The organism is Mesorhizobium sp. A556 (assembly GCF_054489545.1).
The window spans coordinates 1-14470 of sequence record NZ_JBTMXA010000006.1 but is presented as its reverse complement, the minus strand read 5'-3'; the positions used below and the strand labels follow the sequence as shown (position 1 = coordinate 14470).

Sequence of the window (14470 nt, the reverse complement as noted above, 5' to 3'; positions counted from 1 at the left end):
TCGATTTATCGATAGAGATATCAGCTTGGCATCGTCCAAGCCCCTCTGGGAGGAGGTCCATGGCAGTGCGGCAAGCTCAGCAACGGCGTGCGTCCATCCACGACGTGGCAAGTCGCGCCGGCGTGTCGGCTGCAACCGTTTCCAAGGTCATGCACGGCGTTGCCACGGTAAAACCGGAAAACGCCAAGCGCGTGTCCGATGCCGTGGAGGCGCTCGGCTACCGTGTCGACCCGCTGGCCTCGGACCTCAGGCGCGCCAAGCGCCGCATCATCGGTGCGGTGGTGCCGGAATTCGAAAGCGAATTCTTCGGCTCGATCATCACCCAGTTGGAAAGGCTTGCGGAGCAGCGTGGCTATGCGCTGGTGGCGGCATCGAGCCGTGAATCCGAGACGCGCGAAAGGGAAATCATCGCCCGCATGCACGACTGGAAGGTTTCCGGCGTCGTGTTGGCGCCGGTACGCAACGAACGGGGAAGCGCCGCCGAATTCATGAAGGCGAACGGCATGACCGGCGTGCTGATCGATCGCGTTCTGGCCGACGGCGGTTTTGACACGGTGTCCGCCGACAGTGCCGCTGCCAGCGCCGAAGTGGCGCGCGAACTCATTGACAAAGGGCACCGCCACGTCCTCGTCATCGGCCTTGGCGAGCAGGCGGCGACGGTGCGGGCGCGTCTGGATGGTTTCCGTGCCAGGGCGCTGGAACTGGCGCCCGGCATCCGTATCGACGTGATCCTCTCGGAAAGCGACGTCGAGCCGCTGCGCGCCTCGTTGCGGGACTATTTTGGCAAAGGCGAGCGCCCAACAGCCGTCTATTCGCTTTTTCTGAAAGGCACGCTGGTGGCGCTTTCGGAATTCCGCCGGCTTGGCTGGCACTGCCCCAACGACATTTCCCTGGTGGGTTTCGATGACGCCGAGTGGATGCAGGTGACATGGCCGGCCATTGCGACCGTCGTGCAGCCGGTCAGGCAGATCGCCATCCATGCGATGAGCGCGCTGTTTCGCAGGATAGACGGCGAGGAGGGCCCGCCCAGGGCGCGGCTGGAACCGTGCAAGGTCTTGATGCGTGAATCCGTCGGGGTGCCAGGTGGCGGGTCGCATTTGGGGAGAGCGGTCGGACAATAACCCAATTGTCGAAAGCAAAAAGGCAGGTGCCGGATCTGGCTGGAACCCAAGGCGCTGAACACACTAGATTAATGGAGGAAACGATGACACGATTTTCGCTGAAGATGAACAAATTGACCCTGGGTTTGGGCATTGCCCTTGCCTTTGCCGTCGCACCGATGGCCCACGCCGAAGACGGTGAATATGGCGTGTTGATGAAGACGTTGGCCAACCCGTTCTGGGGGGCGATGAGCAAGGGCGTCGAGGATGGCGCCAAGGAAGCCGGCGTCAAATACTTCCTCCAGGCAGCCGAAAGCGATCAGGCGGCGGAGCCGCAGCTCAATCTGTGCAACACGATGCTGGAACGCAAGCCGGTGGCCATGATCACCGCTGCCATCAATTCCACCAACCTGCTGCCCTGTCTCAAGGCGGCGCAGGATGCCGGCATCAAGGTCGTCGACCTCGATGGCAATCTCGACCCTGCGGTTCTCGACAAGGAAGGCATAAAGATCACCTTCCGCATCGGTTCCGACAACATAGCGGCGGGCGGCCAGGCGGCGGAGTATCTGGCTTCAAAGCTCGGCAAGGATGCCAAGGGCCCGGTTCTGGTCATCGAGGGTCTGTCGGGCAATGTCACCGGCCAGAAGCGGGTTGAGGGTTTCGATGCCAAGCTGAAGGAACTGGCCCCCGGCCTCGAAGTCGTCGCATCGCTGCCCGGCGATTGGGATCGCGGCAAGGCGGCCTCGATCACCAACGACATCCTGACCCGCAACCCTGATCTTGTCGCCATCTTCGCCGCCAATGACGGCATGGCGCTTGGCGCGGTCGAGGCCGCTTATGCCGCCGGCAAAGGCGAGCAGGTGACGATCATCGGCGTCGACGGAAACTCCGACGCAGTCAAGTCGATCAAGGATGGCAGGCTGAACGCTTCGGTCGCCCAGCTTCCCTATCTGGTAGGCAAGCAGGCGGTCGAGAACGTCAAGAAGTCGCTGGCGGGTGAAGAGGTTCCGGCCGACGTCGCCGTTCCGACGCTGGTGCTGACCAAGGAACTGCTTGAGGCCGGCACGGAGCCGATGCTGCAATATGTGAAATAAGCCTCTCAAGGCCTGGCTGGCGCGGTCTTCTGCGCCAGCCTTTCTCATCAGCGAGCAGGATCGACCATTTCGTAGGCGCAATTGGAGACGGCACCGACAATGACGAGTGAAACGTCAAAGCCCGGCTTTTGGGCCAATGCTCAACGCAATTCCGTCGAACGGCTGCATATAAGGCTGGAATCCTTCGTCGTTCTGATCGTGCTTTGTGCGGCCATGGCGTTGCTGTCGCCGTTCTTCCTGTCGCTCAGCAACTTCCTCAACATCCTGCTCGCCACGTCGACCATCGGCGTGCTGGCGATCGCCGCCACCTTCGTTATCGGAGCCGGCGGTCTCGACCTCTCGCTGGGTTCAGTGATGGGGCTTTCGGGCGTGGCTGGCGCCTATGTCGCCGTCAATCTCGGCGCGCCATCCCTGCTTGGCCTTGCCGCATGCGTCGTTGCCGGCGGCATTGCCGGCTATATCAACGGCCAGCTGGTGACCCGCGCATTCGTGCCGGCTTTCATCGTAACGCTGGGCATGCTGGGCCTGGCCCGCGGCCTCGCGCTCGTCATTTCCGACGGCCGTGTCATCTACGGCCTGCCTTCCATGATGGTCTATGTAGGCCAGGGCCGCCCGCTCGGCATCCCGATGCCGGTCATCATCTTCCTGGTCACGGCAATCGTCGCGCATTGCGTGCTGGCCTACTCCAAGTTCGGTCGCCACACGCTGGCCCTTGGCGATTCCGAGGGTGCTGCCCGCGCCGCCGGCATTCGCGTCGACTGGCATCGGCGTGTCCTCTACACGCTGTCGGGCGCGCTTGCCGGCCTGGCCGGAATGCTGTTCATGGCCCGCATCAATTCGGGCGACCCGACCGCCGGCCTGAACTACGAACTGACCGCCATCACCGCCGCCATCATCGGCGGCACCAATTTGTTCGGCGGGCGTGGCTCCATCCTCGGCACCATGATCGGCGCGCTGATCATGGGCGTGTTGCAAAACGGGCTGACGCTTCTGGCCGTTCAGTCCTACTACCAGCAGATGGCGATCGGCGCCGTTCTGATCCTTGCCGTCTTCATCGACCAGTATCAGGTACGCAAGGAGAGCCGCGTATGACGCTCCTCCAACTCTCCGGCATCCGCAAGAGTTTCGGCTCGGTCGACGTGCTGCACGGTGTCGACCTGGCCGTCGAAAAAGGCGAGGTGGTCGGCCTCGTCGGCGACAATGGTGCTGGCAAATCCACCCTGATGAAAGCCATCACCGGCATTTATCGCGCCGATGCGGGATCGATCGATTTCGATGGGAAAAATATCCTTCCGCTCGATCCGGGCGAGCGTCGCGAACTCGGCATCGAGATGATCTACCAGGACCTGTCGCTGGCCAAGCAGCAGGACGTGGCCAGCAATATCTTCCTTGGCCGGGAGCCGACGAAGACGCTGTTTGGCCTGTTTCCCGGCTTTGTCGACAAGGCCCGGATGGACCGGGAAGCGGCGAAGATGATCGAGCGGCTCGGCGCGCATCTGCCGTCGATCAATCGATCCGTCGGATCCTTTTCCGGTGGCCAGCAGCAGACCGTGGCCATTGCCCGCGCGCTGACTTTCAACCCGAAGCTCGTCATCATGGACGAGCCGACGGCGGCGCTCGCCGTGCGCGAGGTGCAGAGCGTGCTCGATCTGATTCGCCGGCTCAAGTCGGAAGGCATCGCCGTCATTCTCATCTCGCACCGGCTCAACGACGTGCTGTCGGTCACCGATCGCATCGTCGTCCTGCGCCATGGCCGCGCTGAGGCCGATCTCGTGACCGCTAATACCAATATGACCGAAGTCGTCAGCCGCATCGTCGGCGGCGGCGATGTCGGCACCGCTGCCGCACATGAACAACGAGGCTGATTTGACCAACACTTTCGGACTGCACACCTTCGCCATCGCGCCGGTCTGGGACCTGGCCCGCATCGAGCCGCAGATGGAGCGCCTGAAGGAGCTTGGGGTCGGCCTGCTCGAAATCCCGCTGCTGCGGCCGGAAGAAATCGACACCGCGCGTACAAGCGCTTTCGCCAGCCGCTACGGTGTCGAGCTTGTCCCGTCGCTTGGCCTGCCCGCCAGTCTCGACATCGTCGAGCAGCCGCAGGAGGGGCTTGATTTTCTGGAGCCGGCGTTCCGCGTCTGCGCGGAAGTCGGCAGCTTCGGCCTCGGCGGCGTCACCTACGGCACCATCGGCAAGACCACCGGGCGGGCGCCGACGCAAAGAGAGATCGACGGCATGTGCCGGTTCCTCGAGCGCGCGGCCAAGGCTGCAAAGGCGCATGGACTGAAACTGGGCATCGAGCCGTGCAACCGCTACGAGACGCACCTCATCAACCGGGGCAGCGACGCGGCGAAAATCATAAGGCAGGTCGGCGCCGACAATATCTTCATCCACCTCGACACCTATCACATGCATATCGAGGAAGAGAGTTTTGCCGCGGGCTTCGAGGCGGCTGCACCCTTCCTCGGCTATGTGCATGTGTCGGAATCCAACCGGGGCGTGCCGGGGCGCGGCATGGTGAACTGGCAGGCGTGCATGAAGGCCATGGCCGATATCGGCTATCGTGGCCCGATCACGCTGGAAAGCATGAACCATGTCGACGTCGACATCGCCGGCGGATTGGCGGTCTGGCGGCCGGTGGCGGAAAACCCCGACGATGTCATCGAGGTCGGGTTGCCTTTCCTGCGCAAGGCCGCCGCCGACGCCGGGCTGACGCTCGGCTAGGTTTTCCTGGGAATCAGGAAGCAGCCTGCAGGAGAGATTGGATTTTGAGGTACAGTTTCCTGGGGACACGGACGCCGTCTTTCAGGCTGCGCTCCCTGGCCTCGTAGCGCCGCTGCGAAGGCAGCCGAGCGCCTTGATCGACAAATGCCGCAAAGAGGGCTTCGGCGCTGGCGTGGTTGTCGGTACCGGCACCGCCGCCCAGCAGTTTGGGATCGAAAGCGATGATCAGTTCGCCATGGCAGGGCGCGGCCTTTGCGCCGCCATCGAACTCCATCGATTGCATGCTGGTCATGTCGCCTATCAAGGGGCCGGCTAGCAGCTCGATCATGGTCGACAGGGCGGAGCCCTTGTGTCCGCCAAAGGTAAGCATGGCGCCAGACAATGCGGCAGCGGCGTTGGTGGTCGGATTTCCGTCCGCGTCGATCCCCCATCCCGCCGGGATCGGCTTGTCGTCAAGCTTGTGCAGGGCAATGTCGCCGCGGGCAATCGCGCTGGTGGCAAAGTCGAAGACATAAGGCGTGTGCTTGCCGCGCGGCCAGCCGAAGGCAATCGGATTGGTGCCGAGCACCGGTCGGGTCCCGCCGGCCGGCGCTACCCAGCTATGGCTGGGCGTCATGGCGATTGCCGCCAATCCCCGCTCGGTGATCGCCTCGATTTCCGGCCAAAGCGCCGAAAAATGAAAGCAGTTGTTGATGGCGAGGATGCACACGCCAACGGACTTGGCCTTTGCCTCGACAAGGGAAAGCGCCCGGTCGAAAGCCAGCAGAGAGTAGCCGAAAGCAGCATCCGCATGAACGACGGCCGCCGATGTTTCCACGATAGCGGGAACCGCGTCAGGCCTGAATTTCAGGCTGTTGATCGTTTCGACGCATCCAGGCAGCCGGTAAAGACCGTGGGAAAAGCACTCGTCCCGTTCGCCGGCGGTGATCACGCGCGCTACGGGTTCGGCCTGCTCGGGCGACAGGCCCGCTCCCAGCAACACCTGCAAGGCGATGTCGAATACATCGTCGACGCCAACGGTGACATGGTCCGTGTCATCGGGCCTGATGGTCATATCTACCTCATATCGATAAGCGCGATCTCTTCCTGGGCTCACCAGCTAGCCGCTTGTATCCACCATGTCGAGGCTACCGCCATCGTCGCTCGGGATGTCGAGCAGGCAGACAGACTGGCGAGCGACCATGCCGGGCAGATCATGCGCCAGATCCAGGCTTGCATAACAACGGTACGCGGACCAACGCGCACGTCACGATCTGACACAGCCCTCCCGCTCGCGGGTACACCTGTGAACCCACCGCCACCGCTTCCTTCCATACGCGCAGCCACGCTGCGAATGCGTCGGCACGCTTGTTTTCTTCAGCCGTCGTCGGCTCGCCGTCGAACGATGGCGGCGGCAACGCATATGCGGTTCATATAGCAGTCGACAAATCCGACGTTTCGTATATTGTATACATCAGCGCAGGCAGAGCCTCTATCGTCGTGCCTCGACTGCGCCAACGGCAAGACAGGCACTCGCCAAGACAGGCACCCGAAGGAGAACAACATGAATTCCGCCATTTTTTCTGGCTGCATCCCGGCGCTGATGACGCCGTGCACGGCCGACCGCAGGCCTGATTTCGACGCGCTGGTGCGCAAGGGCAAGGAGTTGATCGCAGCCGGCATGTCCGCTGTCATCTATTGCGGCTCGATGGGCGACTGGCCCCTCTTGACCGACGCGCAGCGCATGGAAGGCGTGCAGCGCCTGGCCGAAGCCGGCGTGCCGGTCATTGTCGGCACCGGGGCCGTCAATTCCGCCTCGGCCGCAGCCCATGCCGCCCATGCGCAAAAGGTCGGCGCCAGAGGCCTCATGGTAATCCCGCGCGTCCTCTCGCGTGGCTCGTCGCCCACCGCGCAGCGCAACCATTTCAAGGCAATCCTGGCGGCGGCGCCCGATCTTCCGGCGGTGATCTACAACAGCCCCCATTATGGCTTTGAAACACGCGCCGACCTGTTCTTCAGCCTACGCGCCGAACATCAAAACCTCGTTGGCTTCAAGGAGTTCGGGGGCGTGGACTCGCTGACTTACGCGGCCGAGCACATCACCAGCCAGGACGACGGGGTGGCGCTGATGGTCGGTGTCGACACCACCGTGTTCCACGGCATCGTCAATTGTGGAGCCACCGGCGCGATCACCGGCATCGGCAACGTGCTTCCGCGTGAAGTGCTGCATCTGTGCGCGCTTTCGCACGCGGCCGCCAAGGGCGATCCGGATGCCAGGCAGCGCGCATGCGAACTGGAGCAGGCGCTGGCCGTGCTGTCCTACTTCGACGAGGGCACGGATCTGGTCCTCTACTACAAGCATATGATGGTCCTGAAGGGATACCCGGAATATACGCTTCACTTCAACGAGACGGATGCCCTTTCGGGCAGCCAGCGCGGCTTTACCGAAGCGCAACTCAAGCTCTTCGACACCTGGTATGCGCAGTGGAGCAAGTTGCCCGGCGCAGTGCAGAAATACGCCGCCTGATATCGCGGTTGGGGAAAGGCCTGCCTGGAGCGGCCTTTCCCTTTTCGACGTTTTTCGCCCCTTTAATAGCCGAGGGCGCAACCGTCCTTGCGTGGGTCCGAGCCCCCAAGCAGGGTGCCATTTTCCCAGTCGATCCAGATGGCCTGCGCGCCACCGATCGGCCGGGCGGTTGGCTGCATCTCGAATCCGCGGCGTACAAGATCTTCTATGACGGACGGGCTACACGTCAGTTCCGACTCGACATGATCCGTGCCCGGCACGGGCGCGACGCGCGGCAAGTCGATCGCCGTCTGCAAGTCGAGGCCGTCGTCGATGACACGCGTGAGAAATGCAGCATGGCCCATGGCCTGATACTGGCCACCCATGACACCGAATGGCATGACGGCCCGGCCGCCTTTTGTAACCATCCCGGGAATGATCGTGTTGAGAGGCCGCTTGCGGCCTGCGATGCAGTTGGGGTGCCCTGCCTCGGTGACGAAACCTTCGCCCCGGCTGTTCAGCAGCACGCCTGATCGCGGCGTCACGATGGTGCTGCCAAAGACCTCGAACAGCGAGTTGATGAAGCTGACGGCGTTACGGTCACGATCGACGACGGCGATGTAGACCGTATCCTTGTGCGGCGGCAGCGGCGCGGCGGGAATGCCGGTCAGTGCCTTGTCCGGGTCTATGTGCGCCCGAAGCGCATCGGTGATCGGCTTGGAAAGCATCCAGTCCGTCGGAACATCGCTGCTCGCCGGATCGGCAACCAGGGCATCGCGCATGGAGTAGGCAAGCCTGCCCGCTTCAATCTCGAGATGTAAGCGTTCTGGCGAGAGCGGATCGTTGGGCAGATCGTAACCTGAAAGAATGTTCAGCACGATCAGGGCCGCCACGCCTTGGCCATTCGGGGGGCACTCATGCACGTCGAACCCGCGATAGTTCGTCGAGATCGGCTTGACATACTCACCGGCAGCTTCGGCGAAGTCTTCACGCGTATGCAGGCCGCCGAGTTCCTGGAGGCGCTCGATCATGTCCTTCATGATCCGCCCTTTGTAGAATTCGTTCGGCCCGTGTTCACCGATCGCCTCGAGCGTATCGGCCAATTCCAACTGGCGATGCACCTCTCCAACCTGGAGCGGACGTCCCCCGGGCAGGAATATTCGCGCCGCGTGCGGGTCATTCATCAGCGCAGCAGCCTGATTGGCCCAGTCAAAGGCGACGCGCGGCGTGATGGCATAGCCGTTGCGGGCAAGAGACACAGCCGGTCTCAGCAATTGCGCCAACGAAAGGCGGCCATGGTCGGCCGACAGGCGCGCCCAGGCTTCGACCGAGCCGGGAACCGTCACCGCGTGGGGCGTCTGCCGCTCGATTTGCGTGATTGCGTGCCGGCGATACCAATCCGCCTCTGCCTTGGCTGGAGCGCGGCCGGAACCGTTGTAGCCCAAAACGTTCGACTGGCCTTCGCGCGCGAATAGGGTGAAGCAATCGCCGCCAATGCCTGTCGAACCGGGTTCCACGACACCCTGGACCGCACAAGCCGCGATCGCCGCATCGATGGCATTGCCGCCGGCTTTCAATATATCCAGCCCTGCCAAGGTTGCAGCGGGATGGGATGTCGCGACCATTCCGTCGCGTGAAACGGCGAGGGATCGTCCAGGAACCTGAAAATTGCGCACGAGAACACCCTTTGGAAAAATTGACATATTAGCTGTGTAAAATATGCAGAAAGAAATTCGGAACGGAGTTCGTTCATGAACCAAGCAATTGGTACGCTCGTCAATTCCCAAATCACCCGGAGCGCGACGAACTGGTACGCGTTCGCGGGCGGGCCGTCGTCGTCGGCCGCAGCAAGCGAGGCTCCGGATCATCGAGATAGACGGCAAGGCGCCCTCGATCATTTTTGAGGGGGCATGCCATAGGCATCGTGGAACTTATATAATATGGACTAAGGATATAAGTACGGGGCGCATGCCGCAGTAGCATGGTCCCTACATTGGATATCGGCTTTTGACACCTATGCCCATGCACCGGGACTTTGTCGGCAAAGATCTCAAGCACAAGACAATGTCGGCGGCGGCTGCAGAGCAACTTCGCCAACGTATCCTCGGGGGTGCGTATCCTGCGGGAACGGCCCTGCGCCAGGATGCCCTGGCGGCGGAGTTTGGAATAAGCCGAATTCCCGTCCGTGAAGCCTTGATGCAGCTCGAGGCGGAAGGTCTTGTAAAGATCGTGCCGCACAAGGGCGCCATCGTCTTCGAACTGTCTTTGGCCGAGGTCGAGGAATTGTTCGAATTGCGCGCCCTGATCGAGCCGATCCTGCTTGAGCGTTCGGCACCGCATCTGACGGAAGCCGATTTCGTGGAATTACGCGAGATCATAGCCGCGTTCACCACGGCAGGGACGGCCCGTCACGTAAACCGCTGGGGCGAGTTGAACGCCGAATTCCATATGGTGCTCTACAGGCACGCGAACCGGCCTCGATCCCTGTCACTCGTCATGAACCTGCTGCAGGAATGCGATCGCCACACCCGTATTCAACTCTCGCTTGAGGGCGCGATGGCCCGTGCTCAACAAGAGCATGCTGAAATGGTCAATCTATGCGAAGCGGGTCGGTTTGACGAAGCCAGTTCCCTCATGCGCCGGCACATCTTGCATGTCGGGGAAAGCCTTCGGCATCGGCGGGTAGGACCTGGACCTGAAGCTTCCGGCTGATCGGCAAGCCGTATGGCCAGACGGAGTGAGGTTTCAAGCTTCGAGCAGCGGTTCGGGAATACCGATGCACCCCGTATCATGAATCGCGAAAACGGACCCTGCCAAAAGTTCGTCGGGTGCCGCTAGGTAGGCCCGGCTTCCACTTTTCTGACACGCGTTAGTTGCGAACGGGCAGGCCAAGGCGTGCCCATTCGTCGGGCGGGATCGTGGTTCCGACACGGAAGGCGAAGGACAGGACCTTCGTCGCATCGGTGTCGACCTCGCATCGGAAGCTCAGGCCGTACCATGCGGCTTCCGCGTGGAAGGCGGTCTCCGGGACGTCAAGGACGTTGCCCGCCTTCAGTGGAACCATCGGCACAAGGTCGGGAAAATAAGAGGCGCCCTGCAGTTGCTGCTGCAATTCGCTGGCGCAAAGTGTGGCGGCCCGCTTGCCGCGCGGCATGCCGGCCATCGAGGTCATGGCCAGCGCATTGCCGGTGGCGCCTTGCGAGTAGAGCCTGCGGACACCCGGAAGGCCCGAATAGCGCTGCGACGTGGCGGCAGCCACGTCTTTGGACCTTGGCTTCGGGGCGTTGCCGCTACCGGACGTCGAGACCTTTGCCGAGTTTCGCTTCGGCACGTTCGTGGGCCTGGGCTGGGGTGCTTCGACCGACGCGGGAAGCGCGATCTCGCTATCGCCGCTGGGTGCGGCCGGCATTGCTGGCGTCGCCATTGCCTGCTTCTCCGCGCCCTCTGAAGCGGCGTCATCCTTCGCCTCGGTCGTCGGCTTCTTGGCTTCCTGCGCAGGGGCGGGCGGCTTTGGCGCATTGTCCTTGGCCGGTGACGGCGAGCCATCCTGTGTGCTGCCCCCGTCCAGGGATTTCCTCGGGCCGGTATCCTTGTCGCCGAACTGGAAAACCGGCTTCAGGACCTCGATTGACGCAGGCTTGGACGGTTGCTTTTCCGGCGCAGGCGGCTGCTCAGCCTTTGGTTCTGGTGGCTTTTCGGCCTTGGCCTCCTCTGGCGGCGGCACGGGAGCAGGTTTCGGCTTCGGCTGGTCGGGTGGAGGCACAAGCGCGACATTGACCGCCTGCTCCTGTTCAGGCTGTTGAGGAGATCTCGGCAGGCCGTTGACCAGCAGCGCGATAAGGAGCGCGTGAAACAGCAGCGATGCGGGCATGGCCCACAGCAAATCTCGACGCTTGTCCCGTGTCTCGTCCTTCATCGTGACCGATGTGGAACGAAATAGCGGCGGCATCAAGCAGGAGCGCCGGAGCGGCGCGATTTAACCGCCCATCAACGCCCTCGGGAGCGTTGCCTTGCTGCCTGCACCCTGTTCCGCACCGGAACTCATCTCGGATATTCGGACGATGAGACGTACTGGACAGCCAGCTTGATGAGTTCGGGAAGGTTGCGGGCCCCGAGCTTCGACTTGAGTTGCGCGCTGGTGTTCACGACCGTCTTGTAGCTGACACCGAGATCGGTGGCGATCTGCGCATAGGGCTTGCCCTCGGCAAGCAGCGCAAGCGTCTGCAACTCGCGCGACGTGACCTCGGCCATCGGATTGTGGTTTCCCGTACTCGCCAGCATGGCGACCTGCATCGCCATCTCATGCCCCAGATAGGGCTTGTTTCGACGGACGGCTTCGAATGCATCGAGAAAATCACGTGGGCCGGAATCTTTCAGCACATATCCGGTCGCACCCGCCTTAAGCACGCGGCTGACGACAAGCGGGTCGCTGTGCATGCTGAATGCGAGGATGGGCGTGCGCTTGTCGTAAAGCCGCATGCGCCGGATCAGTTCGAGGCCGCCAAGCCCCCCGCTCTTCAACGCCAGGTCGACGACAACGATATCAGGCTTGTTGCGCATGAACAGGCGGTAGCCGGCGGTTATCGTGTCCGCCTCCAGCACATCCTGGATGCCGACGTCCTGCAAGACACGCCTGCATCCCTGCAACACGATGGGGTGGTCATCAATGAGGAGAACCGTCGTCACCGCTGCAAAACCTCCAGCTTGCCGAAGCCTTCATGCCCGGTGGTGTCGAGCGGTATTTTTACCCTGAGACAGGTGCCACGGCCGGACGGGTTCGGGGCTATCTCGATGCTGCCGCCCAGCGCGCGCACCCGCTCTTCCATGCCGGTCAGGCCGAGGCCGGGTGCATCGCTTGACGACGTGCCGATGCCGTCATCCGTGACCGACAGATAAAGCACCGCACCACTGTCCCTGCTGCTGCCGGCTTGGGGTTTGCCCTCTCGCAGATCCACGTCCAGCCTTTGCGCCTGGGCGTGGCGCAATGCGTTGGTCACCCCTTCCTGGACGCAGCGGTAGACTGTGATGTTGACGGCATCGTCGTACCGCGAAGCCGGCATATCGATCGCCAGCGTGATTTTCGGCGACGGCCCGTGCCGCTGGAACTCCGATATCAAGCCGCCAAGGACCTCGCCAAGCGGCAGGTGGTCCAGCGCGATCGGGCGTAGCCTGTCGAGGAGCCGGCGGTTCATGTGCTGGATCTTGTCGGTGATCTCATCGATCGTGGCGATGCGCTCGCATACGCCCTTGCCGATTTCGGCGGGGAGACGCCGCGCCAGCGCTTCCAGGGAAGTGACGTCGGCCCTGATGCCGAAGAGGCAGGGACCAAGCTCGTCATGCAGTTCGGAGGCGAGGCGGCGGCGCTCGTCGTCCTGGGCGGTCAACAGGCGGCGGTTCAGGTTCCGGTTCTCCGACCGCGCCAGGTCCAGCCGAAGGGCGAGTGCGTTGAAGCGGTCGGTGATTTCTGCGAGCGCCCGGATGTTCGGGCGGGAAAGGCGATGGCGGAACTCTCCCCGCTCCAGTTCGCGCAGGCCCGCCGCCACGCCCTCCAGCGGGCGCAACAAGCCGCCGAAAGCGAAGTGCAGCAACACGAGAACGGTGATGCCAAGCATCAGCGCGACCAGGAAGAGGTCCCTCGTCTCCCGCCATACCTCCGCGATCTCGTCGGCGGCATAGCCGACAATGACGATGGAACCTATATGACGGCCTTCCGATACGATCTGCATCTCCCGGCGCACGTCCTCGACATTCACGATGGACGCAAACCAGCTTGGAACGTCGTCCTGCGCGTCGATCGAGGGGAGCGGCATGAGTGCCGCCCGGCCTCTGTCGGCCGCTGGGATCGCAAGGACGCGGACGTGGCGCAACTGTCCGATTCTGGCGGGCAGTTGTTCGAGCTGCGCCGCAGCCTGGAACTGTGGCTGCGCAACCAGTTCGCGAACAAGCTGTTCCGCGGCCGCCATGGCTGCGGCAACCTCGACCTCGGACGATTTCTTTGCGTTGTAGACGACGATGACCATGGCGGCGGCGCTTGCCAGCAGGCCGACCAGCGTGATCGTCGCCACGATCTGCCCCCGCAACGATACCGCGCGCCAGCGCGAAACCAGCCAGGACCGCCAAGGTGCGTGCACCGTCGGCGCCGTGAATGGCTGGTGAGAAATACCGTCGACCATCGACTTGTTCCTGGCTCGGCTTTTGCGTCGGGTTTTGACCGTTGACGGCCCCGACTTTGACCATTGACGATGCAGCGTCGCATCGCCGACCCTTTGTGGCACGAGCGCCTTGACGCTGGCAATCTTGCCGCCGCGCCCGCGTGGAAATGGAAGCGTATCGGGAACTTCTGGCAACGACATTGGGAGCAAGTCCCATAGGCGCTTGAGACGAAGCCCGATAGGCTGCCTTCACCTGCGAGCAGGTACACGCGTTACCATCAGTGGTGTCTGGAGAGCGGTCCCTAAACCGCGATGATCCGGACACCCCTGGAGGCGCGCTACGAGAGGCTGGGCACCTCCTTGAATGCGTTAAGATGGCTACCGCGTAGCCATCGCGACGACGGAGCGGTTCATGCGCCATCTGAGGATCCTGGCCCTGTCGGCATCGCTGGTGGTCCTCCCGGCAAGCATTGCTTTGTCCGAGACAACCAAGCCTGAGCCCAGCGAGGTTTTCATCTTCTACCTGCGGGCCTGCGCGCCGCAATCGACGCTGTCCCTCATCGACCTGCCGCCGCGCGACGAAGGCATTGCGGGTGCGAAAAGCGGAAACGAACTGCGTCCTTAACTAAAGCAAACCGGGAGGAATTTTGGTGCATAGACGAACTTACGCATTCGCCATTCTGGCAAGCGGCCTGATGGCCAGTCCGGCGGCGGCCTATACGGCCTATGTCTCCAACGAGAAGGACAATACGATAACCGTCGTCGATACGGCGACGATGAAGGTGGTGAAGACCGTCGAGGTCGGCCAGCGTCCGCGCGGCATCACCATCTCGCATGATGGCAAGTTCGTCTATCTGTGCGCCAGCGACGACGACACGATCGAGGTCATCGACACGGCGACGCTGGAGATCGTCG

At 62.6% G+C, this 14470-nt stretch carries 14 protein-coding genes; 9 read left to right on the top strand and 5 right to left on the bottom strand.

The features are described from left to right. Positions 1–59: 59 nt before the first annotated feature. The 5 genes from ACX3P0_RS13870 (at position 60) to ACX3P0_RS13850 (ending at position 4918) form a co-directional block, all read left to right on the top strand. Positions 60–1121 (top strand): LacI family DNA-binding transcriptional regulator, encoded by a 1062-nt coding sequence (locus ACX3P0_RS13870; RefSeq protein WP_459089295.1) that lies wholly within the window; start codon positions 60–62, stop codon positions 1119–1121. 83 nt (positions 1122–1204) lie between these two features. After that, positions 1205–2194: a sugar ABC transporter substrate-binding protein gene (locus ACX3P0_RS13865; protein WP_459089293.1), complete on the top strand. Its 990-nt coding sequence runs from the start codon at positions 1205–1207 to the stop codon at positions 2192–2194. Positions 2195–2293: 99 nt separating this feature from the next. Continuing rightward, positions 2294–3286, top strand: coding sequence for an ABC transporter permease (locus ACX3P0_RS13860; RefSeq protein ID WP_459079867.1), 993 nt, complete (start codon positions 2294–2296; stop codon positions 3284–3286). After that, positions 3283–4059, top strand: coding sequence for an ATP-binding cassette domain-containing protein (locus tag ACX3P0_RS13855; protein ID WP_459089291.1), 777 nt, complete (start codon positions 3283–3285; stop codon positions 4057–4059). The genes ACX3P0_RS13860 and ACX3P0_RS13855 overlap by 4 nt, the downstream gene beginning before the upstream one ends. Further along, positions 4022–4918, top strand: a complete 897-nt coding sequence (locus ACX3P0_RS13850) for a sugar phosphate isomerase/epimerase family protein (RefSeq protein WP_459089289.1) — start codon at positions 4022–4024, stop codon at positions 4916–4918. The genes ACX3P0_RS13855 and ACX3P0_RS13850 overlap by 38 nt, the downstream gene beginning before the upstream one ends. A 13-nt stretch (positions 4919–4931) precedes the next feature. Here ACX3P0_RS13850 and ACX3P0_RS13845 read toward each other — a convergent pair whose 3' ends face one another. After that, positions 4932–5972, bottom strand: coding sequence for an Ldh family oxidoreductase (locus ACX3P0_RS13845; RefSeq protein ID WP_459089287.1), 1041 nt, complete (start codon positions 5970–5972; stop codon positions 4932–4934). A gap of 489 nt (positions 5973–6461) precedes the next feature. On the opposite strand from ACX3P0_RS13845, the gene ACX3P0_RS13840 reads away from it, so the two are divergent. After that, a complete protein-coding gene (locus tag ACX3P0_RS13840) occupies positions 6462–7424 on the top strand; it encodes a dihydrodipicolinate synthase family protein (protein ID WP_459089285.1) in 963 nt (320 codons plus the stop codon). A gap of 62 nt (positions 7425–7486) precedes the next feature. Here ACX3P0_RS13840 and ACX3P0_RS13835 read toward each other — a convergent pair whose 3' ends face one another. Further along, a complete protein-coding gene (locus ACX3P0_RS13835; RefSeq protein WP_459089626.1) occupies positions 7487–9079 on the bottom strand; it encodes a gamma-glutamyltransferase family protein in 1593 nt (530 codons plus the stop codon). 388 nt (positions 9080–9467) lie between these two features. Here ACX3P0_RS13835 and ACX3P0_RS13830 point away from each other — a divergent pair, with 388 nt between their 5' ends. After that, positions 9468–10115 carry a GntR family transcriptional regulator gene (locus ACX3P0_RS13830; protein ID WP_459089283.1) on the top strand — a complete coding sequence of 216 codons (648 nt, stop codon included), beginning with the start codon at positions 9468–9470 and terminating at the stop codon, positions 10113–10115. Between the two features lie 157 nt (positions 10116–10272). Here ACX3P0_RS13830 and ACX3P0_RS13825 read toward each other — a convergent pair whose 3' ends face one another. From ACX3P0_RS13825 to ACX3P0_RS13815, 3 genes are all read right to left on the bottom strand, one after another. Further along, positions 10273–11319: a DUF930 domain-containing protein gene (locus ACX3P0_RS13825; RefSeq protein WP_459089281.1), complete on the bottom strand. Its 1047-nt coding sequence runs from the start codon at positions 11317–11319 to the stop codon at positions 10273–10275. Positions 11320–11444: 125 nt separating this feature from the next. After that, entirely contained in the window at positions 11445–12089 is a 645-nt protein-coding gene (locus tag ACX3P0_RS13820; protein WP_459079859.1) for a response regulator transcription factor, read from the bottom strand. Continuing rightward, positions 12086–13756: an ATP-binding protein gene (locus ACX3P0_RS13815; protein WP_459089279.1), complete on the bottom strand. Its 1671-nt coding sequence runs from the start codon at positions 13754–13756 to the stop codon at positions 12086–12088. Before ACX3P0_RS13815 ends, ACX3P0_RS13820 begins: the two co-directional genes overlap by 4 nt. Before the next feature lie 211 nt (positions 13757–13967). Between ACX3P0_RS13815 and ACX3P0_RS13810 the strand changes: the two genes are divergently transcribed. Then, positions 13968–14180, top strand: coding sequence for a hypothetical protein (locus tag ACX3P0_RS13810; RefSeq protein ID WP_459089277.1), 213 nt, complete (start codon positions 13968–13970; stop codon positions 14178–14180). A gap of 25 nt (positions 14181–14205) precedes the next feature. Then, a partial coding sequence (locus ACX3P0_RS13805) for a cytochrome D1 domain-containing protein (protein ID WP_459089275.1) occupies positions 14206–14470 on the top strand: 265 nt, incomplete at its 3' end.

What these genes read in the sequence shown, in the direction of transcription:
- ACX3P0_RS13865 (WP_459089293.1), top strand. Translation starts at nt 1,205, where the DNA reads ATGACACGATTTTCGCTGAAGATGAACAAATTGACCCTGGGTTTGGGC.
- ACX3P0_RS13830 (WP_459089283.1), top strand. Translation starts at nt 9,468, where the DNA reads ATGTCGGCGGCGGCTGCAGAGCAACTTCGCCAACGTATCCTCGGGGGT.
- ACX3P0_RS13815 (WP_459089279.1), bottom strand. Translation starts at nt 13,756, where the DNA reads ATGTCGTTGCCAGAAGTTCCCGATACGCTTCCATTTCCACGCGGGCGC.
- ACX3P0_RS13860 (WP_459079867.1), top strand. Translation starts at nt 2,294, where the DNA reads ATGACGAGTGAAACGTCAAAGCCCGGCTTTTGGGCCAATGCTCAACGC.
- ACX3P0_RS13870 (WP_459089295.1), top strand. Translation starts at nt 60, where the DNA reads ATGGCAGTGCGGCAAGCTCAGCAACGGCGTGCGTCCATCCACGACGTG.
- ACX3P0_RS13810 (WP_459089277.1), top strand. Translation starts at nt 13,968, where the DNA reads ATGCGCCATCTGAGGATCCTGGCCCTGTCGGCATCGCTGGTGGTCCTC.
- ACX3P0_RS13855 (WP_459089291.1), top strand. Translation starts at nt 3,283, where the DNA reads ATGACGCTCCTCCAACTCTCCGGCATCCGCAAGAGTTTCGGCTCGGTC.
- ACX3P0_RS13840 (WP_459089285.1), top strand. Translation starts at nt 6,462, where the DNA reads ATGAATTCCGCCATTTTTTCTGGCTGCATCCCGGCGCTGATGACGCCG.
- ACX3P0_RS13845 (WP_459089287.1), bottom strand. Translation starts at nt 5,972, where the DNA reads ATGACCATCAGGCCCGATGACACGGACCATGTCACCGTTGGCGTCGAC.
- ACX3P0_RS13825 (WP_459089281.1), bottom strand. Translation starts at nt 11,319, where the DNA reads ATGAAGGACGAGACACGGGACAAGCGTCGAGATTTGCTGTGGGCCATG.
- ACX3P0_RS13850 (WP_459089289.1), top strand. Translation starts at nt 4,022, where the DNA reads ATGTCGGCACCGCTGCCGCACATGAACAACGAGGCTGATTTGACCAAC.